Origin of the sequence: Alloalcanivorax xenomutans (genome assembly GCF_900217905.1) — a bacterium.
Classification (GTDB): domain Bacteria; phylum Pseudomonadota; class Gammaproteobacteria; order Pseudomonadales; family Alcanivoracaceae; genus Alloalcanivorax; species Alloalcanivorax xenomutans.
Map to the genome: position 1 here is coordinate 128,376 of NZ_OBMO01000007.1, position 24,948 is coordinate 153,323.

At 62.5% G+C, this 24,948-nt stretch carries 21 protein-coding genes; 8 read left to right on the forward strand and 13 right to left on the reverse strand.

The genetic code is table 11. The features are described 5' to 3' along the window. Nucleotide 1: 1 nt before the first annotated feature. On the forward strand, nt 2–925 hold the full coding sequence (locus CRO06_RS07230) for an alpha/beta hydrolase (RefSeq protein ID WP_055099324.1): 924 nt from the start codon (nt 2–4) through the stop codon (nt 923–925). A 10-nt stretch (nt 926–935) separates the two neighbouring features. Here CRO06_RS07230 and CRO06_RS07235 read toward each other — a convergent pair whose 3' ends face one another. Both CRO06_RS07235 and CRO06_RS07240 read right to left on the reverse strand, forming a co-directional pair. Next, complete coding sequence (locus CRO06_RS07235) at nt 936–1,232, reverse strand: hypothetical protein (RefSeq protein ID WP_097058103.1); 297 nt, start codon at nt 1,230–1,232, stop codon at nt 936–938. A 123-nt stretch (nt 1,233–1,355) separates the two neighbouring features. Then, nucleotides 1,356–2,045: a Crp/Fnr family transcriptional regulator gene (locus tag CRO06_RS07240; protein ID WP_022994330.1), complete on the reverse strand. Its 690-nt coding sequence runs from the start codon at nt 2,043–2,045 to the stop codon at nt 1,356–1,358. Between the two features lie 322 nt (nt 2,046–2,367). Here CRO06_RS07240 and CRO06_RS07245 point away from each other — a divergent pair, with 322 nt between their 5' ends. Together CRO06_RS07245 and CRO06_RS07250 are read left to right on the forward strand one after the other, a co-directional pair. Continuing rightward, nucleotides 2,368–2,976, forward strand: coding sequence for an HD domain-containing protein (locus CRO06_RS07245; protein WP_022994331.1), 609 nt, complete (start codon nt 2,368–2,370; stop codon nt 2,974–2,976). Between the two features lie 148 nt (nt 2,977–3,124). Further along, nucleotides 3,125–5,059 carry a laminin G domain-containing metallophosphoesterase family protein gene (locus tag CRO06_RS07250; RefSeq protein WP_097058104.1) on the forward strand — a complete coding sequence of 645 codons (1,935 nt, stop codon included), beginning with the start codon at nt 3,125–3,127 and terminating at the stop codon, nt 5,057–5,059. 56 nt (nt 5,060–5,115) lie between these two features. Here CRO06_RS07250 and CRO06_RS07255 read toward each other — a convergent pair whose 3' ends face one another. The 9 genes from CRO06_RS07255 to CRO06_RS07295 form a co-directional block, all read right to left on the reverse strand. Then, entirely contained in the window at nt 5,116–5,556 is a 441-nt protein-coding gene (locus CRO06_RS07255; RefSeq protein WP_080530357.1) for a MarR family winged helix-turn-helix transcriptional regulator, read from the reverse strand. Nucleotides 5,557–5,756: 200 nt separating this feature from the next. Further along, a complete protein-coding gene (locus CRO06_RS07260; protein WP_097058105.1) occupies nt 5,757–7,643 on the reverse strand; it encodes a choice-of-anchor I family protein in 1,887 nt (628 codons plus the stop codon). Nucleotides 7,644–7,754: 111 nt separating this feature from the next. Further along, on the reverse strand, nt 7,755–9,428 hold the full coding sequence (locus tag CRO06_RS07265) for an AMP-binding protein (RefSeq protein WP_244902790.1): 1,674 nt from the start codon (nt 9,426–9,428) through the stop codon (nt 7,755–7,757). 163 nt (nt 9,429–9,591) lie between these two features. Continuing rightward, nucleotides 9,592–10,488, reverse strand: a complete 897-nt coding sequence (locus CRO06_RS07270) for an ABC transporter permease (protein WP_026948493.1) — start codon at nt 10,486–10,488, stop codon at nt 9,592–9,594. After that, a complete protein-coding gene (locus tag CRO06_RS07275; RefSeq protein ID WP_026948494.1) occupies nt 10,485–11,444 on the reverse strand; it encodes an ABC transporter permease in 960 nt (319 codons plus the stop codon). Before CRO06_RS07275 ends, CRO06_RS07270 begins: the two co-directional genes overlap by 4 nt. Nucleotides 11,445–11,493: 49 nt before the next feature. Continuing rightward, the gene (locus tag CRO06_RS07280; protein WP_081744247.1) at nt 11,494–13,080 is read right to left on the reverse strand and encodes an ABC transporter substrate-binding protein; all 1,587 of its coding nucleotides are present in this window, start codon (nt 13,078–13,080) and stop codon (nt 11,494–11,496) included. A 40-nt stretch (nt 13,081–13,120) separates the two neighbouring features. Further along, nucleotides 13,121–14,176 (reverse strand): ABC transporter ATP-binding protein, encoded by a 1,056-nt coding sequence (locus CRO06_RS07285; protein ID WP_055098716.1) that lies wholly within the window; start codon nt 14,174–14,176, stop codon nt 13,121–13,123. 2 nt (nt 14,177–14,178) lie between these two features. Next, nucleotides 14,179–15,189, reverse strand: coding sequence for an ABC transporter ATP-binding protein (locus CRO06_RS07290; RefSeq protein ID WP_026948497.1), 1,011 nt, complete (start codon nt 15,187–15,189; stop codon nt 14,179–14,181). 85 nt (nt 15,190–15,274) lie between these two features. Next, nucleotides 15,275–15,943, reverse strand: coding sequence for a TetR/AcrR family transcriptional regulator (locus CRO06_RS07295; protein ID WP_022994341.1), 669 nt, complete (start codon nt 15,941–15,943; stop codon nt 15,275–15,277). Nucleotides 15,944–16,083: 140 nt separating this feature from the next. Between CRO06_RS07295 and CRO06_RS07300 the strand changes: the two genes are divergently transcribed. Continuing rightward, entirely contained in the window at nt 16,084–19,380 is a 3,297-nt protein-coding gene (locus tag CRO06_RS07300) for a carboxyl transferase domain-containing protein (RefSeq protein WP_097058107.1), read from the forward strand. Nucleotides 19,381–19,470: 90 nt separating this feature from the next. Here CRO06_RS07300 and CRO06_RS07305 read toward each other — a convergent pair whose 3' ends face one another. Then, complete coding sequence (locus CRO06_RS07305; protein WP_244902791.1) at nt 19,471–20,400, reverse strand: 2-hydroxyacid dehydrogenase; 930 nt, start codon at nt 20,398–20,400, stop codon at nt 19,471–19,473. A 243-nt stretch (nt 20,401–20,643) separates the two neighbouring features. Between CRO06_RS07305 and CRO06_RS07310 the strand changes: the two genes are divergently transcribed. Both CRO06_RS07310 and CRO06_RS07315 read left to right on the forward strand, forming a co-directional pair. Continuing rightward, entirely contained in the window at nt 20,644–21,732 is a 1,089-nt protein-coding gene (locus CRO06_RS07310; protein ID WP_022994344.1) for a pyridoxal-phosphate-dependent aminotransferase family protein, read from the forward strand. 96 nt (nt 21,733–21,828) lie between these two features. Then, entirely contained in the window at nt 21,829–22,278 is a 450-nt protein-coding gene (locus CRO06_RS07315) for a DUF2147 domain-containing protein (protein ID WP_022994345.1), read from the forward strand. 103 nt (nt 22,279–22,381) lie between these two features. Here the strand turns inward: CRO06_RS07315 and CRO06_RS07320 are convergent, their stop codons facing one another. Beyond that, nucleotides 22,382–22,993: a TetR/AcrR family transcriptional regulator gene (locus CRO06_RS07320; protein ID WP_022994346.1), complete on the reverse strand. Its 612-nt coding sequence runs from the start codon at nt 22,991–22,993 to the stop codon at nt 22,382–22,384. A gap of 119 nt (nt 22,994–23,112) precedes the next feature. Between CRO06_RS07320 and CRO06_RS07325 the strand changes: the two genes are divergently transcribed. Both CRO06_RS07325 and CRO06_RS07330 read left to right on the forward strand, forming a co-directional pair. Beyond that, nucleotides 23,113–23,958 carry an SDR family NAD(P)-dependent oxidoreductase gene (locus CRO06_RS07325; protein WP_063140406.1) on the forward strand — a complete coding sequence of 282 codons (846 nt, stop codon included), beginning with the start codon at nt 23,113–23,115 and terminating at the stop codon, nt 23,956–23,958. A 29-nt stretch (nt 23,959–23,987) separates the two neighbouring features. Next, complete coding sequence (locus tag CRO06_RS07330) at nt 23,988–24,917, forward strand: reductase (protein ID WP_022994348.1); 930 nt, start codon at nt 23,988–23,990, stop codon at nt 24,915–24,917. Nucleotides 24,918–24,948 lie beyond the last annotated feature (31 nt).

Sequence of the window (24,948 nt, forward strand, 5' to 3'; positions counted from 1 at the left end):
CATGAGTCAGAGCGAAGCCATCCGATTCGTCAGCGCCGGTCAGTCCTGTTGTGGTGATTTGTTCCTGCCGGAAGGGGACGGGCCCTTCGCCACCCTGATCATGGCCCACGGCTTCGGCTTGACCCGGGAGTGCGGGCTGGCGCCGTTCCGGGACGCCTTTCTGGCCGCCGGTTACGCGGTGTTCTGGTTCGATTACCGCCATTTCGGCGACAGTGAAGGCATGCCCCGGCAACTGTTGTCACCGGCCCGTCAGGTGGCGGACTGGCAGGCGGCATTGCACACCGTGCGGGGCCTTGCGCAGGTGGATTCGGATCGCATCGTCCTGTGGGGAACGTCGTTTTCCGGCGGTCTGGTCACCGCGGTGGCGGCCCGTGAACGGGTGGCCGGCATCATCAGCCAGTGCCCGATGATGGACGGCTTCAACGCGGTGCTGGAAGTGATCCGCTACGCGGGGCTTATGCAGGGGCTGAAACTTACCGCCCTGGGGGCTCTGGACGCGGTGCGCGGCGCGGTGGGGTTGGCGCCGTACTATGTGGCCAGCGCCGGCCAACCTGGTGAGGTGGCGGCGATGAGCAGCGACGACGCTTATCAGGGTTACACCGCTTTGCTGGCGGACGGCGTCCCCAACCAGGTGGCGGCGCGGATCGCGTTCAGCCTGCCGCTGTTTCGCCCGGTGACCGTGGCCGACCGGGTGCAATGCCCGGCGTTGGTGCTGGTCTGCGATGAGGACACGGTGGCGCCGGCGCGGGACGCGGACCGGGCGATCGCCCGGATGCCGGACGCGACGGTGCGCCGCTATTCCATCGGACACTTCGACATCTATCAGGGCGAACACCGCGAGCGCAGTCTGCGGGAGCAATTGGCCTTCCTGCGGCGGATTCTGGCTCCGAGTGATGAGCCGGCCACGCCAGAGGCCGGCCAGTAGCCGCGGACTTTCAGCTTAGCCAGGGCGGCAGCAGCTCAATCAGCTGTTGGGTCATATAGCCATGGCTGAGATGAAAGGCCATGCCGAACAGGCACAGATTCAACGCCGGCAACATCATCCCCAGCACCAGGAAATTCACCACCACGGTTTGGCGGATGCGTCCGCTCCACAGCAGCGCGCTGATCACCACCACCACCGCCAGTGGCGCCGCCAACCAGTCCGGCGGCGTGATTTCGGTCCAGCCTGGAGGCAGGACGGGCAAGGTCAGGTCAGGCAATAAATCGGAAAACAACGGCGGTGCCCCCACAGCAAGCCGTCCTTGAATGTCCGTGGCGGTTCTTTATTCCGTGTTCCGCCAATAATGATTTGGTGGCGAAATGCTATCATGGTTAATACTAAAGTGTTAACCGTGTCTAGCCAGAAAGTCACACTAGTGCCGGTCCAGGTAGTACCGCAGGGCCTGGGGATCGGGCAGGGTAACCGTACCGTAGCCGAACCGGACCAGCCCTTCCTTCTCCAGCTGCTTGAGCACACCATGCACGCCTTGGCGGCTCATACCCAGCATGCTGGCGATATGCTCCCGGGTAAGCTTGAAGGTCACCGGCTCGGTGAGGGCGTGCCCGTCCAGGGTTTCCGCCAGAAACAACAGGCGCCGGCCAAGCCGGCCCGGCATGTCGCGCAGAGCGTTGTCCTCGATCACGGAAATGGCCGACCACAGACGGCGGCTGAGCATGTCCAGAGTGCGGGGATAGGCCTCCGGGTATCGGCTCAGCAGGGCCCGGTAATCCTGGCCGGGGATTTCCAGCAGCTCGCCATCGCTGTGGGCGGTGGCGCCGAACACCCTGGGCATGCCCGGCGAGAACACGGTGTCGCCGAACCAGGCGCCGGCATGGAACAGGGTCAGGATGACCTCGCGCCCCTCGGGATTGGTGGAACTGATCCGCACATTACCGGTGCCCACCACCGACAGGGTCGATTGCACCTCTCCCCGCTCGTACAGCACCTGGCCGGTCTGGAACGGCCGGATGCGGGCCGCCGTGGCCGCTTCCCGCAAGGCTGATTCGGGCAATCCCGAGAGCAAGGAACAGCTGCGTAAAATAGCCAGGGCCCGGTCACTCATGGTCGTTTCCCAATTGCTCTCTTCGCCATTCTTCCCGCCTCTTCGTCCTTCCATCGGCCAAGTGTAAAGAAATTGACAGTTTGCCGCTGCCCCCGGACCTAGACTGAACCCACGGTTCCGTTGTTTGGCGCCCGCCGTGGCGCGGACCGATAGCAGGGCCTGTTCACACTATTTCCATCCAGCAGGCGGGATGGAAATAGTGTGAACAGGCCCTAAATAACGTTCAATAATGACCCGTCGCGCCAGCCCGCCGCCACCGCGACCCGTTCTCCGGGCCGTGCCATCGGGGACCCTCCGCGCCGGGGTTCGGGAGAACCACATCATGCAAGGTCAGCACGACGAACTCAGAGCCAGCTTCACCCACATGGAAGACGGCAAGGCCGAGGACTGGCAGATCATTTCCGATGCCTTCGGCGGTTTCGCCCGGGAACTGCCGGACCGGGTGATCGAACACCTGCGTTTGCTGGAAGGCGATTGCGGCGGCTTCCCGGTGGACCGTCTCACCCACTGTTTGCAGACCGCCACCCTGGCCCATCAGGACGGCAAGGACGAGGAATATGTAGTGTGCGCGCTGCTGCATGACATTGGCGACACTCTGGGCCCGTACAACCACGCCGACATCGCCGCCTCCCTGCTGGAACCGTTCGTCAGCGAGGAGAATCACTGGATGGTGAAACACCATGCCATTTTCCAGGGCTACTATTTCTTCCACCATCTGGGGCTGGATCGCAATCTGCGTGACCAGTTCCGGGACCATCCGTGTTTCGAACGTACCGTGGAGTTTTGCGCGAAATACGACGGCGCCGCCTTCGACCCGGAAGCGGAAACCCTGCCTTTGTCGTTCTTCGAGCCGATGCTGCGACGGGTAATGGAAAAACCGAAACGCTCCCTGTACAAGAAGACCTTCGATAAGCAGGAAGCCACCGCCTGATCATCGCCCGCCTGATCGCCAATACCGATGGACATACCTGTCGGTATTGGCACTTCTGTTATTGAAATGACATTTCATCGTCACCGCCTGGTCACCTCCGTTTTCTAAAGTACGCGCCCAGTCCTTATCGTGATTGCGGAGCTTGCTAATGAATGCGTTGAGACCCGGCGGGTGGCGTGCCACCTGGCTCGTTATTCTTTTGTCTTTGTTTCTGAGCGCCTGTGGTGGCGACAGCAGCAGCCATTCCGGAGGCGAGCCCACGCCACCGGATACCGGAAACGGCGATAATGGCGGCGACGGAGACGGTGGTGGGGATGACGGCGGTGATGACGGTGGGGAAACCGGCCAGAGCTTCACCGTGGCGGTGATCCCGGACACCCAGAAGTATTCCCGTTATTCTCCGGAACGTTACATCGCCCAGACGCAATGGATCGCGGACAATTACCAGGAATACAACATTCCCTTTACTCTGCATCTGGGGGACGTGGTGGACCTTCCCCGCGAGGATTCCGAATGGGCGGCGGCGATGGAAGCCATGCAGATTCTCGACGTCAATCCGGAAACACCCTACAGCATCCTCGCTGGCAACCACGATGTGCTGAACAGCGGGCAGTGGGACGCGGACCGGGATCTGGCCGCCGAGCCTTTTCCGCGTTACTTCTCCGCGGCCCGCCAGGCCGGCAACTTCTCCACCTTCCAGGGGGCGGACGATACGGGTTTCAACAGCTACCACATCTTCGAAGCCGAAGGGCGTGAGTATCTGGTGCTGGCCCTGGACTGGCGAGTGTCCGATCAGTCGCTGGAATGGGCCCGTGGTGTGCTGGATGCGCACCCGGACGTTCCCACCATTTTGACTACGCACCAGTTGCTCAACATCGCCGGTGATGGCGAGACCGCTATTTTCACCGAGCATGGCGCCCGTTTGTGGGATCAACTGATTCGCAGCCACGATCAGATTTTCCTGACTTTCAACGGCCACCACCACGGCGAAGCGATGATGGTGGGCAAGAACGACTACGGCCGTGATGTGGTCATGGTGGTGGTGGATTACCAATCCGGTTTCTGGGGCGGTAATGGCATGATGCAGCTGGTGACGTTCGACCTCACCAACGACGAACTGGATTTCATGTCCTACTCACCCTGGGTGGCGGCCATCGACGAAGCCAGCCGTCAGCCCCAGGACGAATTGTCGCGCTGGGAATTCAGCGTGCCGATGGACTTCGAGCAGCGCTTCGCCGACCTGAACCAGGGCGAGGGGATCGTGGCGCCGGGCAGCATCGAGGGCACCCAGGCCTACTGGATTCTGGATTCGGCGCACCAACTCACCGCCACCGACAACAGCGTCAAGTTCATGGACGCCTCCGGCAACGGCAACACCATGACGTTGGTGCCCTATAAAGATGCCGAAGGTAACGATCCGCAAGGTGCACTCTCCGACTTCTTTCAGGTCACCGCGGAGGCGCCCGCGTTCGGCTACGCCACCGGCAGCGCCCGCTTCATGGGGCGCAACGAAATCGGCGGCTATTACCTGACCACCGACGGCCCGAGCCTGACCTTCGAACAGAGCGCCGCCGGCCAGCCGGGCTTCCTGCCACAGTACACCATCGAGGCCGTCGTCCGTCTGCCCGGAGGCTGGACTCCCGAGAACAATCAGTGGTCCGGTATCCTCAATCACCAGCCCGGCATTTCCCAGGTGTGTAACTATCACTCGGTTTCTTGCTCAGGCAGCGACGCATCCCTGGGCCTGAACGTCTCTTCCCTGAAAGAGTTCCAGTGGGTGAGCACCTCTCAGAACGGCAAGGGCCAGGACAACTGGTCCTGGGAAGTGAGCAACGAGTACTGGTACCACATCGCGCTGGTCAACGACGGTGAGCGGGTGCAGATGTACGTGGACGGCTCCCTGGTCATGCGCACCGGTGTCGATGAGCAACAGGGTCTGCTGGTGGAGCCGGGCCAGCCCTGGTCCATCGGCGTGAACAGCTGGCAGGGCAACCCCAGCAATCTGTTCGCCGGCGATATCGCCGAGATCCGTATTAACAACCGCGCCTTGGGACGGGACGAGTGGTTGTATAACCAGAGATAACCATAAAAGTAACTACCCTCATTTTCAGGGCGCCGGATGGCGCCCTTTTTTTGGGCTCAGCCGCCCAGCCGCCGCGCCATGGCCTCCATGACACGGCGCCAGCCTTCGTGATCATCGCCGGTCTCGGCGAAGGACTCTCTTAACAACTGGTGCTGGATACCGGTGAGATGGGCCTGCAGGGCCTTGCCTTGCTCGGTGAGGGACAGGCGCTTGATGCGTTTGTCGTTGTCGTCCCGGCGCACGTCCACGTAACCCTGCTCGGCCAGGGTCTTCAGAGGTTTGTGAATGGCCTGCTTGGTGAGGCGCATGGCTTCCACCAGCTCATTGACGCTGAGGTCGTTGTAGCGGTTGATGAAGAACAGCAGACGGTGATGGATACGGGACAGGCCATAGGTCTTGAGGATGGCGTCGGGTTCCGCGACCAGGCCGCGAAAGGCGAAATGGAGGGTCTCCAGGGTGGCGTCCAGGTCTTCGGAGGAAAGGCTCTCTGTCATCATCGACTCACTGTCTCGATTGGCTGAGGGTCATTGGTCAGAATGATTGACTTTCTTGGGGGTATTATGCAACCCGGTTGGGGCTAAAAGATGAGTCGGGAGCGCACGCGGGAAAGTAAATAATACGATATTAATGAAATGCGCGGATAGGAATAGGGGCGGTGCCGGTGGGAACCGGCCGCCGCCCCGAGCAGGATCGGGTATTAGTCCGCCAGCTCGGACTCTACCCGGTAGATGGCGGTGGTGCCGCTCACTTCGTTGCCCACGATCAGCAGCGCCTCTTCATTGGGAGACTGGTCCGCGGGGATGAATACCAGGCCTTCCGGGCCCAGGTCTCCGGCTTCCACGGTGGACGGGTCTTCCGTTGTCCAGTCTTCACGGGTGTTCAGATAGTCCTGGAAGATCGGCGCGGCGGGGTCGGTGATGTCATACACCAGAATGCCGCCCATGCGCTCCAGGCCCAGGAACAGGAAGTGCTTGTCGCCGATCTGGCCGATGGTCAGGCCTTCCGGCTCCGGCCCTTTGTTGTCGCTGCGGCTTTCCAGGGCGCTGCCTTCGTCGTGATTGCTGTTGAAGAAGTCCTTGCATGGAATATCGCGATTGCTGCCCAGCATGCACTCATCGCCGGCCAGAAACTGTTCGATGGCGTCGCCGGAATCCCATACCAGAGCGCCTTGTTCGTCCCAGATGGAGAACGAGCGGCCGCCAAAGGCGTACAGGTTGTCGTACATGAGGCGGTCGCCGTTGGCGTCTTCCAGACCCTGGTCGTTGAACATCACCGGGTTGCCAGCCTCGTCGGTGCGATAGCCTTCGGTCCAGGTGATGTTGAGACGGCCGAGTTTTTCATCGTCACGGCAGGTGCCCGGGTCGCCGGCGGTGGCGCCGCAGTAGCTGAAGGTTTCCGGATTGAGCAGTGCTCCAGCGGCCAGGGCGCGCAGGTGGGCCGGCAGGTCGTCGCCGCAGCGGCGATCGAAGCCGTTGGCGTGCACCAGATGTTTGACGCGCCATTCCTCGACGAAGCCCTGGGTGACGTCGCCGTCGCAGGGCGCGGCGTCCTCGGTGCCGAAGTAGGCGGCGTTGTCTTCGCCCCAGGCGCGGGCGTCACCTTCGTTGGCGGTGACCAGATAGGTGGCGCCACCGGATGGGTAGGCGGCGATGGCATCCGGCAGGTACAGACCTTTGACACCGGGCCAGGTGGTGATGTTGATGGCGCCGTCGTCATCGGAGACGTCGAGCCCGTTGCCGTCTTCACCATGGTCCTTGGCGCCCAGCGCTACAATGTTGGTGACCTTGGCGCCGGCGATGTCGACAATCGCCAGAGCGTTGTTTTCCTGCAGGGTGACCCAGGCCTTGCCGCTGTCGGTGGAAACCGCGATGTATTCCGGTTCCAGGTCCATGGCCACGGAGGCGCCGGGGCCGTAGATGCGCACGCCGGCGGCCAATAGCTCGTCCTTGCGGTCATCAAAGCCGGTGAAATCCGCGGTGTTTTCCTGCGGGCTGGCCGGGTCGGTGATGTCCACGACACTGATGGAGCCTTCCGGATCCACGCTGTAGTCATCGCTGGGTTCGCCTTCGTTGGCGAGCAGGACGTATTGGCCGTTCGGGGTGAAGGTCACCATGTCCGGTTGAGCGCCAACCGATGTGGTGGAGATCAGTTGGAGGGTGCTGGCGTCATACAGCGCCAGATGGCCCTGATCGGTCTTGGTGGGTGCCTCCACCGCCAGAGCCACCAGATCGCCGTGCACGGCGACGCTGTTGACCACGGTGCCCTCACCAATGCTTTCGGTGGTCAGGGTGTCGGCGTGAACCGGGTTGGCCGGATCGCTCAGATCCAGCACGTCCACCGCGCCTTTCTGGGCGTTGACCACGAAGGCCCGCTTGGTGCCGGCATGATAGGCGGTGATTTCCGCCGCGCTGACGCCGAATTCCTGGCTGCTGTAGCGGCCCAGCAGTTGCAGGCTGATGCTTTCCGGGGTGATTACCGGCGGATCCACCGGTCCCGGGTTGTCGTTGTTGTCACTGTCTCCCCCACAGGCACTGAGGGCGGCGGCCAGTACCGTTGTGGTGGCCAGAAGTCGCCAAGTCGCCATGAATCGTCTCCAGTTGTCATTTTGGTCGCCCTTGGGGTGTACAGAACGGCGATGACAATGGCGTGACGAAACGGTGACCGCCGTATGACGGCGGTCACCGTGAACAGGCTCTTAATCCTTCAGTAGACGGCGCAGTACCTTGCCGGCGGGGGTGGCCGGCAGGCTGTCAATAAAGGCAATGTGGCGCGGGTACTTGTACGCCGCCATGTGCTCCCTGGCCCAGTCGATCAGGTCCTGCTCGCTGACCTTGCCTTTATGCTCGGGTTTGAGCACCACGAACAGTTTGACCGTCTCGCCGCGTTTGTCATCGGGGATGCCGATGGCGGCGCTCTGGGCGACCGCGGGATGGTCCTGCATCAGCGCTTCCACGTCCTCGGGGAACACGCTGTAGCCCGAGCATTTGATCATTTCCTTCACCCGGCCGGTGAAGAACAGGTAACCGTCCTCGTCCAGATAGCCGACATCGCCGGTGTGCACCCAGCCGTCACGCAGGGTTTCCGCGGTGGCTTCGTCCCGCTTCCAGTAGCCTTTGAATACCGCAGGGTTGCGCACCACGATTTCGCCGCTCTGGTTGGGGCCCAGTGGCGTTTTGCTTTCCATATCGAGAATGCGGATCTCGTTGCCCGCCACCGGTACACCGCAACTGCCCCACTTGATGCGATCCTTGGGCATGAAGGTATCGGAAGTATGGGTTTCGCTCAGGCCATAGGAGGCTTCGTGCATCTGGCAGCCGGTCAGCGCTTTCCATTCCTCGGCCAGCTTTTCCGTCACCGGCATGCCGAAGCTGGTGGCCGGGTTATTGATCAGGCTGCTCAGGTCGTAGTCGCGGATGTTGGGCATGTCCAGCAGCGCCCGATTCATCGGCGCGATGGAGTACCACATGTCGCAACGGTATTGGTGCAACGCCCTGGCGGTGGTTTCCGGATCGAAGCGTGCCAGGATCACGGTGGTGCGGCGCGCGTACACCGGCATGTACACACCCATGTTCATGCCGGCGATATGGCATAGAGGCGCGATGGCCAGGCCAATGCCATCCGCCTTCAGGCGGTTGGCCTGGAACGACGCCGCCATTTTGAAAAGGCTGCTGCCGTAGCTGAGCATGGCGCCCTTGGGGCGGCCGGTAGTGCCGGAGGTGAAGGTCATCAGGCCGATGCCGTTCCACAGATCAGCGGCCGGCAGTTCGGCCAGCGGCGCGGTGTCACGCAGTACCTGGCTCAGATCCACGGTATCCGCCGGTGCCTGGTCCGGTTCGTCCAGCAGTTCGCCGGGAATTTCCAGGGTGGGCTCCGCTGGCAGGTAATCACCATAGGCGACGGTCAGAATGGTGTTCAGGGTCGGGACCTGGTCCCGCGCCTGCGCCACGTTCGGGTACAGATTGCGCGCGGCGATCAGCGCGCAAACCTCGGCATTGCTCAACTGGTAGGCGATTTCCGCCGCTTTGTACTGCGGGTTCACCGGTGTCACGATGCCGCCCAGGCTTTGTACCGCGTAGTGCGCAATGATGTATTGCGGGCAGTTTTGCATGTACAGCGCTACCCGGTCACCTTTGCCGACGCCTTGCTGGCTCAGGTAGGCGGCAAGGCGCCGTACCTTGTCGCCCACCTCTCCCCAGGTCAGTTCGGTGCCGTAATAGATGTAGGCGCGGCGATCGGGCACCTCCTCGGCGTGTTGTTGCAGGTATTCATGCAGGGGTTTTTCACCGCGCAGGTATTCCACGGTTTCCCCGGCCCAGGCGGAACCGGGAACCGCCACCGGATTGAGCTCGGCTTGGGTCTGGCTGGACATCTGGTTGCTCTCCTTATTGGCCTTATCGGCCTCGATCAATACAAAGAGCGCCCCGACCTGCCTCTGACGGCGGGGCGCTAAAAAATGGCCGGGAGCCATTTTCAACGTCGCTTCAGCGACGGCCCTATGGGTGACCGCCATGGACGGCGGCCAAAAAAAGGGGTTATCCGTGGCCCTGGGTGGTTGGGTCGAGGGCCGATCGCAGGGACTCGCCGAGGGCGTTGAAGGCTACCGCTGTGATCATGATCAGCAGTCCGGGTGCGTACATTTGCTCCGGCACGATGGACATGTACAGGTAGCCACGGGCAATCATCGAGCCCCAGCTGACTTCCGGCGGCTGCACGCCAAGTCCGAGAAAACTCAGACTCGCTTCCGCCAGCAGCGCCACCGCCAGCAGCAGGGTGCTCTGCACGATCACCGGCTGTACCGCGTTCGGCAGTACGTGTTTGATCAGCAGCCGCGCCGGCGAGGCGCCGAAACAGCGGGCGGCGTCCACATACAGTTCCTGGCGCACCACCAGAGTACGGGCACGAATCAGGCGAGCGATTTGCGGGGCGAACACCAGCCCCACGGAAAACATGGCGTTGGTCAGGCCGATGCCCATGGCGCCGGTGACCGCCACCGCCAGGATGATCGCCGGAAACGACAGAAAGGTATCGATCAGACGGCTGATCACCTGATCCACCCAGCCCCCGGCGAAACCGGCGATCAGGCCCAGCGGCAAGCCGATCGCCAGCGCCACGGTCACCGCCAGCAGTGCGGCGTAGAGCGAGTTGGCGCCGCCATGGATCAGGCGGCTGAACACGTCCCGGCCGAGATCGTCGGTGCCGAGCCAGTGATCCGCGCTGGGACCGGCCAGCATCAGGTCGATGTTCTGGTCGGTGGGGGAGTGCGGGGCGATCCAGGGCGCCAGTAGGGCGGTGCCGAGGATGATTACCAGAATCGCCAGGCTGACGGCCGCGCGCGGGTCGCGGCGCAGCCAGCGTAGAAGGCGGACCGGTAACGCCGGCTCTTCCCAGTGCGGCAAGGGTTCCGCTTCGGACAGCGTCAGGTTGGTCATGATGCGTTGATCCTCGGGTCAAGAAGAGTGCACAGCAGGTCGGTCACCAGGTTGACCACGATGACCGTGACCACCATGGCCAGTACCGCGCCCTGTACCACCGGGAAATCACCCTGCAATACCGCGTTGACGATGCTGCTGCCGATGCCGGGAATGGCGAACACCGCTTCCACCACCACGGTGGCGGCGAGGATTTTGTTGAACAGCAGCCCGACCACGGTGAGCAGGTTGACACTGACGTTTTTCAAGCCGTGCAGCCAGAGGATGCGCGCCGGGCTCAGACCCTTGGCGTGCAGGGTGCGTACATGTTGGGAGGACTGGATTTCCACCAGGGAGCTGCGTAGCTGTCGCGCCACCTCGGCGATACCGTTAGTGCACAGGGCCAGGGCGGGCAGCGTGGCGTACCACACCGCCTGGCCGAAATCCTCGAATGGAGAAACAAAGCCGGTAGCGGGGAACCACTTGAAGGTCAGCGCGAAGTACAGCACCAGGATCATGCCGAACCAGAAATTGGGCAGAGCCACGCCGAGGGAGGCGGCGCCCATGATGCCGCCGTCCAATTTGGAACCGGAACGAGTGGCGGCGAGTATGCCCAGTGGTACGCCGATCACGATCGACAACAGGGTGGCGTATACGGCCACCAACAGAGTGTTGGGGAAGGTCCGGGCAACGGTTTGCGCCACCGGCTCACCGGACAGCAGCGCCGTGCCAAGATCGCCACCGGCGGCTTGCCACAGCCATTGGCCGTATTGCACGAAGAACGGCTGATCCAGACCATAAGCCTGGCGAATCTGGGCGATCCGTTCCACCGAGGCATTTTCTCCGGCCAGAGTGACGGCCACGTCACCGGGGATCAACTGCATCAGGCAGAACACAATAAAGGTGGCCAGCACCAGAATGGGGATCGCCTGCAGCAGGCGCGCAACCACCATTCGTTGTTTTACACGAGTGACCATGGGGGGAACTCCCGCCCGGGCGCGCGCCTCAAGGCGCGCGCCACGGACGTCAGGCTTTCAGGGAAACGTTGTCGAATTTGGGTTTGCCCAGCAGGTTGTTCTTGAAACCCTGCACCTGAGCGGTGGTGGCGACGATGCTCTGGCGGAAAGCCAGCGGTACCACCAGGGCGTTCTCCATGACGATGCGTTGCAGCCGCGCCAGGGCCTCCTGGCGTTTCTGCTGATCATCACTGCTGCGGGAATCCAGCAGAGCCTGATCGAACCCGTCCGGCGCCTTGACCCGCCCGGCGTTGAAATAAGCGTTGCTGCTGTAGAGCAGGCCATAGGCCTGGCTGGGATCGGGGCGGCCGGTCCAGGCGGACAGCAGCATATGGCCGGCTTTTTCCTGACCAAAGTAAGCGGCGGACATGTCGGCGATGGTACCGGTGCGGAAGCGGCCACGGATGCCCACCTTGGAGAATTGCTCCATCAGCACTTCCTGCATTTGCACCGAGGACTGATCGTTGTAACCGCGCAGGTCCAGCTCGATCCCGTCGGCATGGCCGGCTTCCTTGAGAAGAGCCCTGGCCTTGTCCGGATCGTGGGGGTAGAGCTTGGCGGTTTCCGGATCGTAGGCCCAGTGCGTTTTCGGCAGGTTCATGTGCGCGGGCTCACCGGCGCCGGCCATGGCGGCGCGGATGAAGGTTTCGCGATCCACCGCGTAGTTGATCGCCTGCCGCACCCGCACATCATCCAGCGGCTTGCGCGACATATTCAGGTAGAACTGGTAACAGTAAATAGTAGGATCGGCGAAGCCCTGTACGGTGGGCAGTTTTTCGATCATCTGTTTCTGGCGCCCGTCCAGATGGTAGGCCACGTGGGCCTGGCCGGACATCACCGAACGCAGACGGGTGGCACTGTCGGTGATGATCTTGAAGCTGATGGCCGCCACTTCGGGTTTATTGGGGCCCTTGTAATCGGCGTAGCGGGTCATCGCCACTTCGCTGCCGTCGTTCCATTTCTCAAAGCGCATGAAACCGGCACCCACCGGGTTGCGATCCACGCGGTTATTGTTATCCGCCAGGGCCTTGGGGCTGACCATCATGCCGGCGCGGTCGGAAAGAATCAGCGGCAGGGCGCTGTCCGGGTTCTTCAGATGCAGGGTCACCACGTGCTCACCGCTGACCTCGATATGATCCACCGAACCGAGCTCCTCGCGGATATTGGAAAAATCGGCGGTGCGGCTACGGTCCAGATTGATCTTCACCGCTTCCGCGTTGACCGGCGTGCCGTCGTGGAAGGTCATGCCGGGACGCAGCTCCAGCACCAGTGTTTTGGGATCGGGGAAGGACCACTTCTGTGCCAGGCCGGGGATCGGCGTGAGCGATGAGGGATTCCAATTGATCAAGGTGTCGTACAGCGGGAACAGCAACGCGTGATCGGAGCCGGAGCCGCCGGTGGTGGGGTCCAGGCTGGAAGGGTTGGCCGGTGCGCTTACCATCAAGGTGGCGCCACCACCGGCCTGCGCCCAACTCCATGAGGGCGACATCAGGGTGCCGGCCGCCACCGCGCCGGACAGCATACCGAGAAAAGCCCGGCGTCCCATGGGCACGCCGTTGATGATCAGATCGTCGTCGTTGTTGTCGTGATGGTTCATGATGCCCTACCTGTTGTTGTTGTGCTCAAATTCGGGCGCGCTAAACCGTTTCGGTGGCGCTTTCCCGTCCAAACGAGATCGATTGTTCCCGGTCCAGCGGACCGCCTTCACTGTCGGCGAAATGACAGGCCACCCAATGTTCGGGTGCGACTTCCCGCCAGGCCGGCTCCTGCTCGGCGCAGCGGGACTGCGCCGCCGGACAACGGGTGCGGAAGCGGCACCCGGAAGGCGGCGCCAACGGACTGGGAATTTCCCCTTGCAGGCGGATGGCGCGGCGTTGGTCGCGCTGGTCGCTGGGCAGTGGCAGAGGCTCCGCCGACAACAGTGCCTGGGTGTAGGGGTGAATGGGTTTTTCGGTGACCGCCGCCGCCGGGCCCACTTCCATCAAGCGGCCCAGATACAACACGCCAACGCGATCGCTGACGTGGGACACCACCGAGATATCGTGGGTAATGAAGGCATAGGTGATGCCCAGTTCTTTCTGCAGATCGGCGAACAGGTTCAGCACCGAGCCGCGAATGGACACGTCCAGTGCCGCCACCACTTCGTCGCAAACAATGAAGCGGGGCTTCAGGGTCAGAGTGCGGGCGATGTTCACCCGTTGCTTCTGGCCGCCGGACAGTTCGTGCGGATAACGCCTGCCGATTTCCGCTGGCAGGCCCACCCGTTCCAACGCTTCCTTGGCGACCCGTTGGCGCTGGCGGGCGTCGCCGTCGCGCAGGATCTCCATCGGTTCCATCACCGATTGCAGAATGGTCATGCGCGGGTTCAGCGCGGCATGCGGGTCCTGAAAGATAATCTGATAATCCCGGCGGATCTGGCGCTGCTCGGCCTTGGATAGTGCCGCCGGTTCCCGGCCCTGATAGCGGATGTGGCCGTCAGTGGCTTTGAGCAAACCGGCCAGGGCCCGGCCCAGGGTGGTTTTGCCGGAACCGGATTCGCCGATGATGCCGAAGGTTTCCCCGGGGCGGATATCGAAGCTGACACCGTCCACCGCCTTCACGGTACCGGCGCGAGTGTGGAAATGAATCACCAGGTCGTCCACCGAGACGGCGTCGTCACGATTGTCGATGGGGTTGGAAGCCAAAGCGTTCATATTCATACCGCTCCCGTCAGCGTCAGTTCGTCCTTGCGCCAGCAGCGTACTTCGCGGGGGCCCTGGAACGGCTCCAGCTCCGGATGCTGTTCACATAAAGGCGCGGCATGGGGGCAGCGCTGTTGGAAGCGACAGCCCGCCGGCATCTGATCCGGCGCCGGGACCCGGCCGGGAATCGAAGGCAGGCGGCTGCCACGCTCGCTCAGTCCGGGCAGGGAGCGCAACAGGCCAGAAGAATAAGGATGGCCCGGGCGCAGCAGGACATCGTCCACCGGCGCATTCTCCACCACCTCGCCGGCGTACATGGTCAGCAGCCGGGAACAGGTTTCCGCCACCACGCCAAGATCGTGGGTGATGAACAGCAGGGCGGTGCCGTGGCTGTCGCTGAGCGAGCGCAGCAGATCGATGATCTGCGCCTGCACGGTGACGTCCAGTGCGGTGGTGGGTTCGTCGGCGATGACCAGCTTCGGCCGGCAGATCAGCGCCATGGCGATCATCACCCGTTGCCGCATGCCGCCGGAAAACTGATAGGGATACTCGTCGATGCGAGTGTGGGGAGAAGGAATGCCCACCTCCTCCAGAGCGGCGATGGCCCGCTCGCGGGCCTCCGCGCGGCTGACTTTTTCGTGGCTGCGCAGGGTCTCGGTGAGTTGCTCGCCGACCGTGAACACCGGATCCAGGGCGCTCATCGGTTCCTGGAAGATCATACTGATGTCACGGCCGCGCAGGCGTCGGAACTCCCGCGCCGGCATGGTCAGCAAATCCCGGCCCTGAAACAGAATCCGCCCGCGAACCCGGGCGGTACGTCGCGGCAGCAGGCCGAGCAGGGCAAGGCCCGTGACAGTCTTGCCGCACCCGCTTTCGCCGACCACGCCGACCCGTTCGCCGGCGTTCACATCGAACGACACGTTGCGAGTGATCGACGTTTCGCCACCGGGTCGGGCGAAGGAAATACTCAGATCACGCACTTCCAACAGCGGACTGTCGGTGCGCGCTTCCGATGTTTGCGCCATGTTTGCCTCCGGCACTGGCCCGCGTGGTGTGTTGTCGCGGGCCTGTTGTTATCTGAATGTGTGCTGGGCCCTGTCGCGCGTGGGGTTACGCGTCGTCAGGTGTGCCATAGGCCGCGTTGATGGTGGTGCGCACCGCGGCATAGTGGTCCATCAGTTTTTTCAGGCCGCTGTGTTGGGTCAGCAGCGAGCCGAAATTCCATATCGGCGAAATCATCAGAACGATGGTGCGGACCGGCGCATCGTGGCGCAGCTCGCCGTTGCCGATGGCCAGCTTCACCGCATGGGTCACGTAGTCCTCGAAGCGGCGGGACATATTGGAAATGCCGGTCTGCACCTTGGGCGAAATATGCTGGCTGGTGAAACGGGCCTGGGCGGAAAGACTCCAGGGCCGGCGGCCTTTTTCGTGATCGTTGAACTGGTAAAAGCGCTCCGCGCTGTCCTTCGCCGTCAGTTCTATGCGCTGATCCAGGGTCAGGCCGGGCTTGGCCCAGATCTCCTGGAAGGTGTTCTCGACGCTGTCGAAGGTCTCCTGGAACACCGCTTCGATCAGCGCTTCCTTGTTGCCGAAGTGGTAGTGCAGGTTGGCCCGGGTGGTATTCACCACCTCGGCGATATCGCCGTAGCTGACGTCACCGATGCCGCGCTGGATAAACAGATCCCGGGCCGCCTGTTTGATCTGTGTCTTCATGGGCGGCTGGCCGAGTCGTGCTTTTTTCTCCGGGCGTCCCACGGGGGCGATCTCCGACTGGTCCAAATTGGCCTCCTAATCTGCAAGTAAATAAAAACCCTGTCAATACTAATTGACGTGTAAGTAAGTAAATCGCTATCGTCGTACCCCGTGACCGGTGCTCCCTGATGTAGGCACCTATTCGAATAACAGGACGGACCAGCCCCATGACCATTTCCAGACTGCTGATTGCCAACCGTGGAGAGGTGGCGGTACGCATTGCCCGAGCCGCCGCCGATCTGAATATCGCCACCGTGGCGGTGTACCCCGAGGACGATGCCGCTTCCCTGCATACACGCCTGGCGGATCAGGCGGTGGCCCTGGAAGGGCGTGGCGTGGCGGCGTACCTGGATGGTGAGCAACTGTTGCGGGTGGCCAGGGAACACGGCTGCGACGCGGTCCACCCCGGCTATGGCTTCCTCAGCGAAAGCCCCACCTTCGCCGCCTTGTGCGAGCAGGCCGGCATCATTTTCGTCGGCCCCTCATCGGAAACCCTGTCCCTGTTGGGGGACAAAGCCCGGGCCCGGGAACTGGCGCAGGAATGCGAGGTGCCGGTGGTGCCTGGCACCAATGGCGTTACCTCGCTGGAACAGGCCCGGGCTTTCCGGGCGCAACTGGGCGAGCAGAGCACGGTGATCGTCAAGGCCATCGCTGGTGGCGGCGGACGCGGCATGCGCATCGTCGGCCCGAATGACGACCTCGACGAAGCCTATCGCCGTTGCCAGGCGGAGGCCGCCTCTTCATTCGGTAACGACGCGGTCTATGTGGAGCGCTTCGTGGCGCGGGCCCGTCACATTGAGGTGCAGATCGTCGGCGATGGCGGGGCCGAGCCGGTGCATTTGTGGGAGCGCGAATGCAGCGTGCAGCGCCGCAATCAGAAGCTGCTGGAAATCGCGCCGAGCCCCACCCTTTCGGAAGGCATGCGCCAGCAACTGCTGGACGCGGCCCAGCGTATCGCCGCCAAGGTCGGTTATCGCGGTCTCGGCACCTTCGAGTTTCTGGTTGACGCGGATGAATCGCACTTTGCCTTCATCGAAGCGAACCCGCGCTTGCAGGTGGAACATACCGTCACCGAGGAAGTCACCGGCGTGGACCTGGTGCAGACGCAACTGCGCCTGTTCGGCGGTTGCTCCCTGGCTGAAATGGGGCTGGTATCCGGGCGCGAGCCGGCGCCGGTGGGGTATGCGATCCAGCTGCGTATCAACATGGAAACCATGAGCGCCAACGGTGACACCCAGCCCAGTGGCGGCACACTGGCCACCTTCGAAGCGCCGGGCGGCCCCGGCGTGCGCGTGGATACCTTCGGTTATCGCGGCTACCGCACCAGCCCCCACTACGATTCCCTGCTGGCGAAGCTGATCGTGCACAGTCGCGGCGCCGACTATGCGGACGCCGTGGGGCGCGCTTACCGGGCCTTGTGCCAGTTCCGTATCGAGGGCGTGGAAACCAACATCGGTTTCCTGCAGAACCTGCTGCAACGCGATGAAGTGGTGAGCAATACGCTGCACACCCGCTTCGTGGATCAGCATATGGCGGAACTGGTGGGCGATGGCGAACATCGGCGGCTGCACTTCAGCAGCGGCGCCGAGGAGCAGGCCGCCACCGTCCAGCGGGTTCAGGGGCCCGCGGGTACCGAGCCGGTGATCACGCCGATGCAGGGCGTGCTGGTGGAATACATGGTGGCGGAAGGCGATACCGTGCGTGAAGGTCAGCCGGTGGCCTTCGTCGAGGCAATGAAGATGCAGCACCAGGTGGTGGCCTCCATGAGCGGCATCGTGCGTCTGTGCGCGTTGGACGTGGGCGACGCGGTTGGCAAGGATGAGCCGCTGTTGTTCGTGGAGCCGGCGGAAGTGGGCGGCGAGCAGGGGGTCGAGGAAGAGGACATCGATCTGGACTACATCCGCCCGGACCTGGCACGGCTGAAACAGCGGCTGGCACTGCTGGAGGATGAGAACCGCCCCGACGCGGTGGCCAAGCGCCGCCGCACCGGCCAGCGTACCGCCCGCGAGAACGTGGCGGCGATTTGTGATGCGGACAGCTTCATCGAATACGGCGGGCTGACCATCGCCGCCCAGAAGGCCCGTCGCAGTGTCGAGGATCTGATCAAGAATACCCCGGCGGACGGCATGGTCACCGGCATTGGTTCGGTGAACGGCGATCTGTTCGACGACAGCAAGAGCCGCTGCGTGGTGCTGGCCTACGATTACACCGTGCTGGCCGGTACCCAGGGCACCATGAACCACAAGAAAACCGACCGTATTCTGGAAGTGGCGGAGAAGCACCGGCTGCCGGTGATCTTTTTCGCCGAAGGCGGCGGCGGCCGGCCCGGTGATACCGATAACGCCACCAAGGTGGCGGGCCTGGATGGCCCCAGCTTCCTGCAATACGCGCGCCTCAGCGGTCTGGTGCCGCGCATTGCCGTGGTGTCCGGACGCTGCTTCGCCGGCAACGCGGTGTTCGCCGGCTGTAGTGATCTGATGATCGCCACCGAGAACGCCTGCATTGGTATGGCCGGCCCGGCGATGATCGAAGGCGGTGGCCTCGGCTCTTTCCGCCCCGAGGAAGTGGGGCCGGTATCGGTTCAGCGCCACAACGGTGTGATCGATTGCGTGGTCAAGGATGAGGAAGAAGGGGCTGCCCTGGCGAAGAAGCTGATGGGCTACTTTCAGGGGCCGGTGGACAATTGGGACTGCGAGGATCAGCGCTGGTTGCGCCGGGCCATCCCGGAAAACCGCCTGCACGCCTATGACGTACGCTCGCTGATCCGCACTCTGGTGGACAGCGACTCCTACCTGGAGCTGCGACCGGACTTCGCGCCGGGCATGATCACCGCCTTTATCCGCATCGAGGGCCGTCCGCTGGGGCTGATCGCCAACGACCCGAAAGTGCTGGGGGGGGCCATCGACGCGCCGGGGGCGGACAAGGCGTCCCGCTTCATGCAACTGTGCGATGCCTTTTCCATTCCGATGCTGAGCCTGTGCGATACCCCCGGATTCATGGTCGGTCCGGAGGAAGAAAAGACCGCCACCGTGCGCCACACCTGCCGCATGTTCGTCACCGCCGCCAGCCTGTCCGTGCCGCTGTTCTCCATCGTGCTGCGCAAGGGGTATGGATTGGGTGCCCAGGGCATGACGGGCGGTTCCTTCCATGCGCCTTTCTATTGCGCTTCCTGGCCCACCGGCGAATTCGGTGGTATGGGGCTGGAGGGGGCGGTGAACCTGGCGTACCGCAAGGAACTGGATGCTCAGGAAACGCCGGAAGAACGCCAGGCGCTGTACGAGAAACTGGTGGCTCAGCTGTATGAGAAAGGACAGGCGCTGAGCATGGCCGCGGCGCTGGAAATCGATGCCGTGATCGATCCGGTGGATACCCGTGCCTGGGTGATGCGCGGCCTGCGCGCGCAACCGCCGGAAGGCATGGCGCCGATCGCCGGCAAGCGGCGCCCGATGATCGATACCTGGTAAGGAAGGCAGGGTAGGAAACCATATCGCGGTCCGTGGTGTACTCCATGGGCCGCGATGTTTTTCTGGCCTGCTGGATTCAGCTCGTTACATTCAACTTACTATATTTAATAAGGGCTCACCCCGCGCGATCCGCCCCACTTGGTCGCGCAGGAACGCCGACAGCCGGGGCTTCAGTCCCTCGCTGCGGCCGCCCACGTGCGGTGTGATCAAGGTGTTTGGCGCGTCCCAAAGAGGGTGATCTTCGGGCAGGGGCTCCGGCTCCACCACATCCAGAGCGGCACGCAGCCGTCCGCTTCGCAGCTCCGCCAGCAGGGCATCGGTGTCCACCACCGGGCCTCGTGCCACGTTCACCACCAGTGCGCCATCGGGTAGGCGTGCCAGAAAATCGGCGTTCACCAGATGGCGAGTGGCGTCGTTAAGCGGGGTGATCAGCACCACGATGTCCGCTTGCGGCAGCAATGCCGGCAGTTCGGTGTTGGCCCGGATGACGCCCAGGTCGTCTTCCCGGGCTCTCTGTCCCACCCGCAGCAACGTCACACCGAATGGCAGCAGCCGCTCGGCGATGGCGCGGCCGATACCTCCGGCGCCGATGATCAGCACGGTGCGGTCCACCAGTCCTGGTGTTTGTTTCGGCGCCCAGCGATGGGCTTTTTGATCCACGGCAAAATCAAAGAGTGACCGCTGGCCCGCCAGGATCAGGCCCAACGCCAATTCGGCGGTGGCTTCCGCATGCAGGCCATAGGCGTTGGCCACGGTAGCGCCGCCGGCGGCCTCGACGAAGCCGTCATAACCGGTGGATTGAGTCTGCACCAGTTTCAGATTGGGGAGTTGCCCCAGCCGCGCCAGCCCGGCCTCGCCGGCGGGATGATGAAACACCACCGCGTCGATCTCCTCTGCCGGTATCGGCGGGTCATCACGCAGATCCCACTTCACCAGACGTAGCGGTCCCGCCACATCCCGCACAGTATCCATATGCCAGGAGGTGGGCAGGGCAAGGGTCTTGATGTCCAGAGTGGTCATGATGGTTTCCCTTTGGCGGCAATAGGACAAGAAAGTTTCCATTGTAGGGGAAGTGGGGATCGGGTACAGCGAGGGCGAACCGGTCCCGGGGAAAGGATCAATGGTTCCGTCCGCCAGCCGAATGCTCTATAACGAGGGGCTGTTGCATAACGATAGCGGAGAGAGCTTGTGTCTGAACGGCCCATATCAGAACGGGGAGCAGAACGGAGAGCAGAGCGGACAGCCGAGGTCGACCCGGAGGGCTTGCTGGAGTATTCCGTGGTCTTCACCGACCGCTCCCTGAACCATATGTCCCAGGCTTTCCAGGCGGTAATGCGGGATATTTCCGGGACCCTGCGGCAGGTCTACAACGCCGCCTCGGTGGCGGTGGTGCCGGGCGGGGGAAGTTACGGCATGGAGTCGGTGGCCCGTCAATTCGCCACCGGCAAGAAGGTACTGGTGATCCGGAATGGATTTTTCAGCTATCGCTGGAGCCAGATCTTCGAGATGGGCGCGATCCCCGCCGAGGAGATCGTGATGAAGGCGCGGATGGTGTCCGATCAGCCCCAGGCGCCGTTCGCCCCGCCCCCCATTGATGAAGTGGTGGCGCGTATTCGCGGCGAAAAGCCGGATCTGGTGTTCGCTCCTCACGTGGAAACCGCCGCCGGCCTGCTGTTACCGGATGACTACCTGCAAGCCGTGGCCGCCGCGGTGCACGAACATGGGGGTCTGTTTGTCCTGGACTGCATCGCCTCGGGGACGTTGTGGGTGGATATGGCCGCCAACGGTGTCGACATCCTGATCAGCGCGCCGCAAAAAGGCTGGAGCTCCTCACCGTGCAGCGCCCTGGTGATGTTCGGTGAAGAGGCGGCCAAACGTCTGGAACAAACGCAAAGCACCAGTTTCGCCATGGATCTGCTCAAATGGCGGCGGATCATGGAAGCCTACGAAAACGGTGGTCATGCCTACCATGCCACCATGCCCACCGACGCCTTGCGCAAATTCCGCGATGCCATGCTGGAAACCCGGGACGCCGGCTTTGAAGCGGTCCGCGAGAAGCAATGGGAGCTGGGGCGCCGGGTACGGGAGCTGTTCGCGGAACGGGGGCTGGCCAGTGTGGCGGCGCCGGGATTCGAAGCGCCTGGTGTGGTGGTGTGCTACACCGAGGACGACGGGATGCACAACGGCAGCAAATTCATTGCCAAGGGGTTGCAGACCGCCGCCGGTGTACCGCTGATGTGCGATGAACCGGCCGGATTCAAGACTTTCCGCGTGGGCCTGTTCGGCCTGGATAAACTGGGTGACGTGGACCGGGCGGTGCGGCGTTTGGCCGAGGCGTTGGACAACATTTAACGATCCGATGCGGTAATCATGATGTCGCGCAAGGACAAGTCGGCGTAATTGGTATACCCTTTCTCGCACTTTGTATACGCGTGCGGAGGTTCCAATATGCTGAAAGTCCTGACCAGCAGTGTTTTGCTGCTCATGAGTGTGTATGCCTACGCCGGCGCCGATGCGATCCAGGGTATCTGGGAAACGGAAGATGGCGGCTACGTCTATATCCACCCGGAAGGCGACACCTGGGTGGGTACCGCGGTGGGTTCCCGGGACGGTGAGCACCGTTACGACAACGAGAACCCCGATGAAGAACTGCGTGGCCGCCGGCTGCTCGGCGTGGATGTGGTCACCGGCCTGAAGTACGACGGCGATGATCGTTGGGACGATGGCAAGGTCTACTCACCGGATAACGGCAAAACCTACGATCTGAGTGCTGAACTGAAGGATCAGGATACTCTGAAGGTGCGCGGTTACATTGGTGTCAGCCTGCTTGGCCGCAGCCAGACCTGGCAGCGCATCGATGAAAGCGCGCCTCATGTGCAGAAGGAATTTCTGCAGTAGTGCCCGGATCTTTAGCAACTGTAGGAGCCAGCCCTGTTGGCGAATTTTTCTCCAGACCCTATTCGTCAGCAGGGCTGGCTCCTACAGCGGCGTCGGACTCCGGTTAATCCTCCTTCCTCAATTCCCCTTCCACGAAGTGCGCGACCATGTCGCCCAGCCCCTTGACCAGTTCCTCGAAACCGATGGTGGGATTGGGTTCGCTCAGATAGCGCAGTACCGTGAAGACGCCGCCATTGATCATGATATAGCCCATGGCCGGCAGATTGCCCAGACGCGCCAGTTGCGGGTGATGAATCACATACTGCAATAGCAGGTTCATCAGCAGCCGCTGGATCGGCTCCATGTGATTGCGGGGCGCGAAGTAGGCGGCGTAGCTCATGTAACGCAGATAGCGGCCCTGGTTTTTTTCCAGCAGATCCCGGAACCCGAACAATAATTCCTTGATCAGGTCGCGGATTTCCATCCTCACCAGCGCCGGTGTCATCGGTTCCACCATGGCCACGACCTCCGCCACCATATGGTGGTGCATGGCTTCGAACACCTCCTCCTTATTGGCGAAGTATTCGTAAAGTGAGCCAACGCTTACTCCCGCCAGATCCGCTATATGGCGCGTGGTCGTGCCCTGCACCCCGTGCTCCGACAAGGACAGGAAGCCAGCCTCGACAATGGCATTGACGGTGGCTTTGGCGCGCGGCTGGCGGGGCGTGCGTGGCATCTGAGCTCCTCATTGGCGTTAGCGGCGGGAATCCGAATTGAATCCGAACAAACAGTCGGCTTAATTTGCCATTACTGAATGTAACGGTCAATTTGTCATCGTTGTCGCGAGGAGCCGGCATGCCCCAACAACATTTGTCCCATGGCGCCCGCGCGGTGGTAACCGGAGCAGGTAGCGGCATTGGTCGTGCGTTCGCGCTGGCTTTGGCCAAGCGTGGAGGCCGTGTGGTCTGCGCCGATCTGAATATGGCCGCCGCCGAGGATACGGTGGCGATCATCGAACGGGCGGGTGGCCACGGTCTGGCTGTGTCCTGCGACGTGTCCGAGCTGGCGGCGGTGGAACGCCTTGCCGCTGAGGCCGTCGACTGGTTCGGCGAGTCTCCCAATCTGGTGATCAACAACGCCGGCGTCGGCGCCGGCGGCAAGGCCATCGGCGATATGTCGATGGCGGACTGGAAGTGGGTGCTGGATGTGAATATGTGGGGCGTGATCCACGGTTGCCACGTGTTCACACCGTTGCTGCGCGAGCTGCCGCGGGCGGGCGTGATCAATGTCTGTTCCACCGCCAGCTTCGCCGCCGCGCCGCGCATGGGCGCTTACAACACCAGCAAGGCCGCGGTGCTGGCGCTGTCGGAAACCCTGGCGGCGGAAAACGCCGGCAGCGGTCTGCGCGTGACCGCGCTGTGTCCCACCGTGGTGAAAACCAACATCTTCAGCGCTGGCCGTATCGATCAGGCGCTTACCCCGTTCATGGACCGGATTATCTCGCTCACCGGCGTATCCGCCGAGAGTGTGGCGGCCACGACTCTGAAAGCCCTCGATCGTGGCCGCTTCTATGTCATGCCGCAATTTGATGCCCGGCTGATCTGGCGTGCCAAACGCTTCCTGCCGGTGACCTACACCCGTGGCGCCAGCCTGCTAGGCAGGCTGGTCAGCGAACGCCTCAAAACCAACCCGGCTCAGTAACAGGCCCACTCAGTAACAGGAGAGCCAAAATGGCGAATATCGATCTGGATAAAATGCTGGCCAAGGTGAAAAGCAGCCAGTGGGCGTTGGCGGACATTGATTGGGACGCCCCTGGCGCGGACCTGATCACCGAAGAACAGTGGCCGAAACTGAAAGCGTTCATGGCCGACCTGATGTGGATCGAACATGTGGGCGCCCGCGGTTTCGCCGCTATGGCCAAGAAGGCGCCCGATGACACCCTCAAGCAAATCTATACCTATTTCCACGCCGAGGAGCAGCGCCACGCCAATGCGGAAATGGCACTGATGAAACGGTGGGGCATGCTCGATGGCGATGAGCTGCCGGAACCCAACAAGAACCTGAAGCTGGTGATCCAATGGCTGGATAAATACAGCGATGACATGCCGCTGGAAGTGCTGGGGTCGGTAATCCCGATGCTGGAGATTGCCCTGGATGGCGCGCTGTGCACCTTCCTGCTGGATACCGTGGACGATCCGGTGTGTCACCAGGCGTTTGCCCGTATCAACGACGATGAATCCCGGCATCTGGGGGTTGGCTTCCACGTTCTGGAAATGCAGGGGCGCGGTGACCTCTACATCAAGGCATTGAAAACCGTGGCCACGGTGCTCGATCCACGTCTGATTCTCGGCATCGCGTCCTATGTGCCGCTGCTGAATCGCATGCGTGACAACGTGGTGGCCATGGGGCTGAGCGAAGAGAAGCTCTATGCCTGCATGAAAAAGTTCGAGCGCATCGGCGGACGCACCGCGCAGGGGCGCCGCAATCCCTGGTATCAAATCATCAGCCGCCACGGCCGCATGGTGGTGAACCGCGATAACCGCGCTTATCACGCTCCGGTGGATCTGATGGTCCGGTTGACGGATTACATTCCGGAGCGGCTCATGCCCTCGCGAGTGCCCACCTGGGTCAAGGGCATCAGCTACCGGCCCACCGCCTGAGCCCGGATGCGCCATCCACTATCCGATTGTC

Coding starts and splice junctions, on each gene's coding strand:
- CRO06_RS07285 (WP_055098716.1), bottom strand. CDS start 14,176: ATGAACGCTTTGGCTTCCAACCCCATCGACAATCGTGACGACGCCGTC.
- CRO06_RS07300 (WP_097058107.1), top strand. CDS start 16,084: ATGACCATTTCCAGACTGCTGATTGCCAACCGTGGAGAGGTGGCGGTA.
- CRO06_RS07325 (WP_063140406.1), top strand. CDS start 23,113: ATGCCCCAACAACATTTGTCCCATGGCGCCCGCGCGGTGGTAACCGGA.
- CRO06_RS07260 (WP_097058105.1), bottom strand. CDS start 7,643: ATGGCGACTTGGCGACTTCTGGCCACCACAACGGTACTGGCCGCCGCC.
- CRO06_RS07240 (WP_022994330.1), bottom strand. CDS start 2,045: ATGAGTGACCGGGCCCTGGCTATTTTACGCAGCTGTTCCTTGCTCTCG.
- CRO06_RS07270 (WP_026948493.1), bottom strand. CDS start 10,488: ATGACCAACCTGACGCTGTCCGAAGCGGAACCCTTGCCGCACTGGGAA.
- CRO06_RS07250 (WP_097058104.1), top strand. CDS start 3,125: ATGAATGCGTTGAGACCCGGCGGGTGGCGTGCCACCTGGCTCGTTATT.
- CRO06_RS07275 (WP_026948494.1), bottom strand. CDS start 11,444: ATGGTCACTCGTGTAAAACAACGAATGGTGGTTGCGCGCCTGCTGCAG.
- CRO06_RS07305 (WP_244902791.1), bottom strand. CDS start 20,400: ATGACCACTCTGGACATCAAGACCCTTGCCCTGCCCACCTCCTGGCAT.
- CRO06_RS07315 (WP_022994345.1), top strand. CDS start 21,829: ATGCTGAAAGTCCTGACCAGCAGTGTTTTGCTGCTCATGAGTGTGTAT.
- CRO06_RS07255 (WP_080530357.1), bottom strand. CDS start 5,556: ATGATGACAGAGAGCCTTTCCTCCGAAGACCTGGACGCCACCCTGGAG.
- CRO06_RS07330 (WP_022994348.1), top strand. CDS start 23,988: ATGGCGAATATCGATCTGGATAAAATGCTGGCCAAGGTGAAAAGCAGC.
- CRO06_RS07245 (WP_022994331.1), top strand. CDS start 2,368: ATGCAAGGTCAGCACGACGAACTCAGAGCCAGCTTCACCCACATGGAA.
- CRO06_RS07230 (WP_055099324.1), top strand. CDS start 2: ATGAGTCAGAGCGAAGCCATCCGATTCGTCAGCGCCGGTCAGTCCTGT.
- CRO06_RS07320 (WP_022994346.1), bottom strand. CDS start 22,993: ATGCCACGCACGCCCCGCCAGCCGCGCGCCAAAGCCACCGTCAATGCC.
- CRO06_RS07265 (WP_244902790.1), bottom strand. CDS start 9,428: ATGTCCAGCCAGACCCAAGCCGAGCTCAATCCGGTGGCGGTTCCCGGT.
- CRO06_RS07290 (WP_026948497.1), bottom strand. CDS start 15,189: ATGGCGCAAACATCGGAAGCGCGCACCGACAGTCCGCTGTTGGAAGTG.
- CRO06_RS07280 (WP_081744247.1), bottom strand. CDS start 13,080: ATGAACCATCACGACAACAACGACGACGATCTGATCATCAACGGCGTG.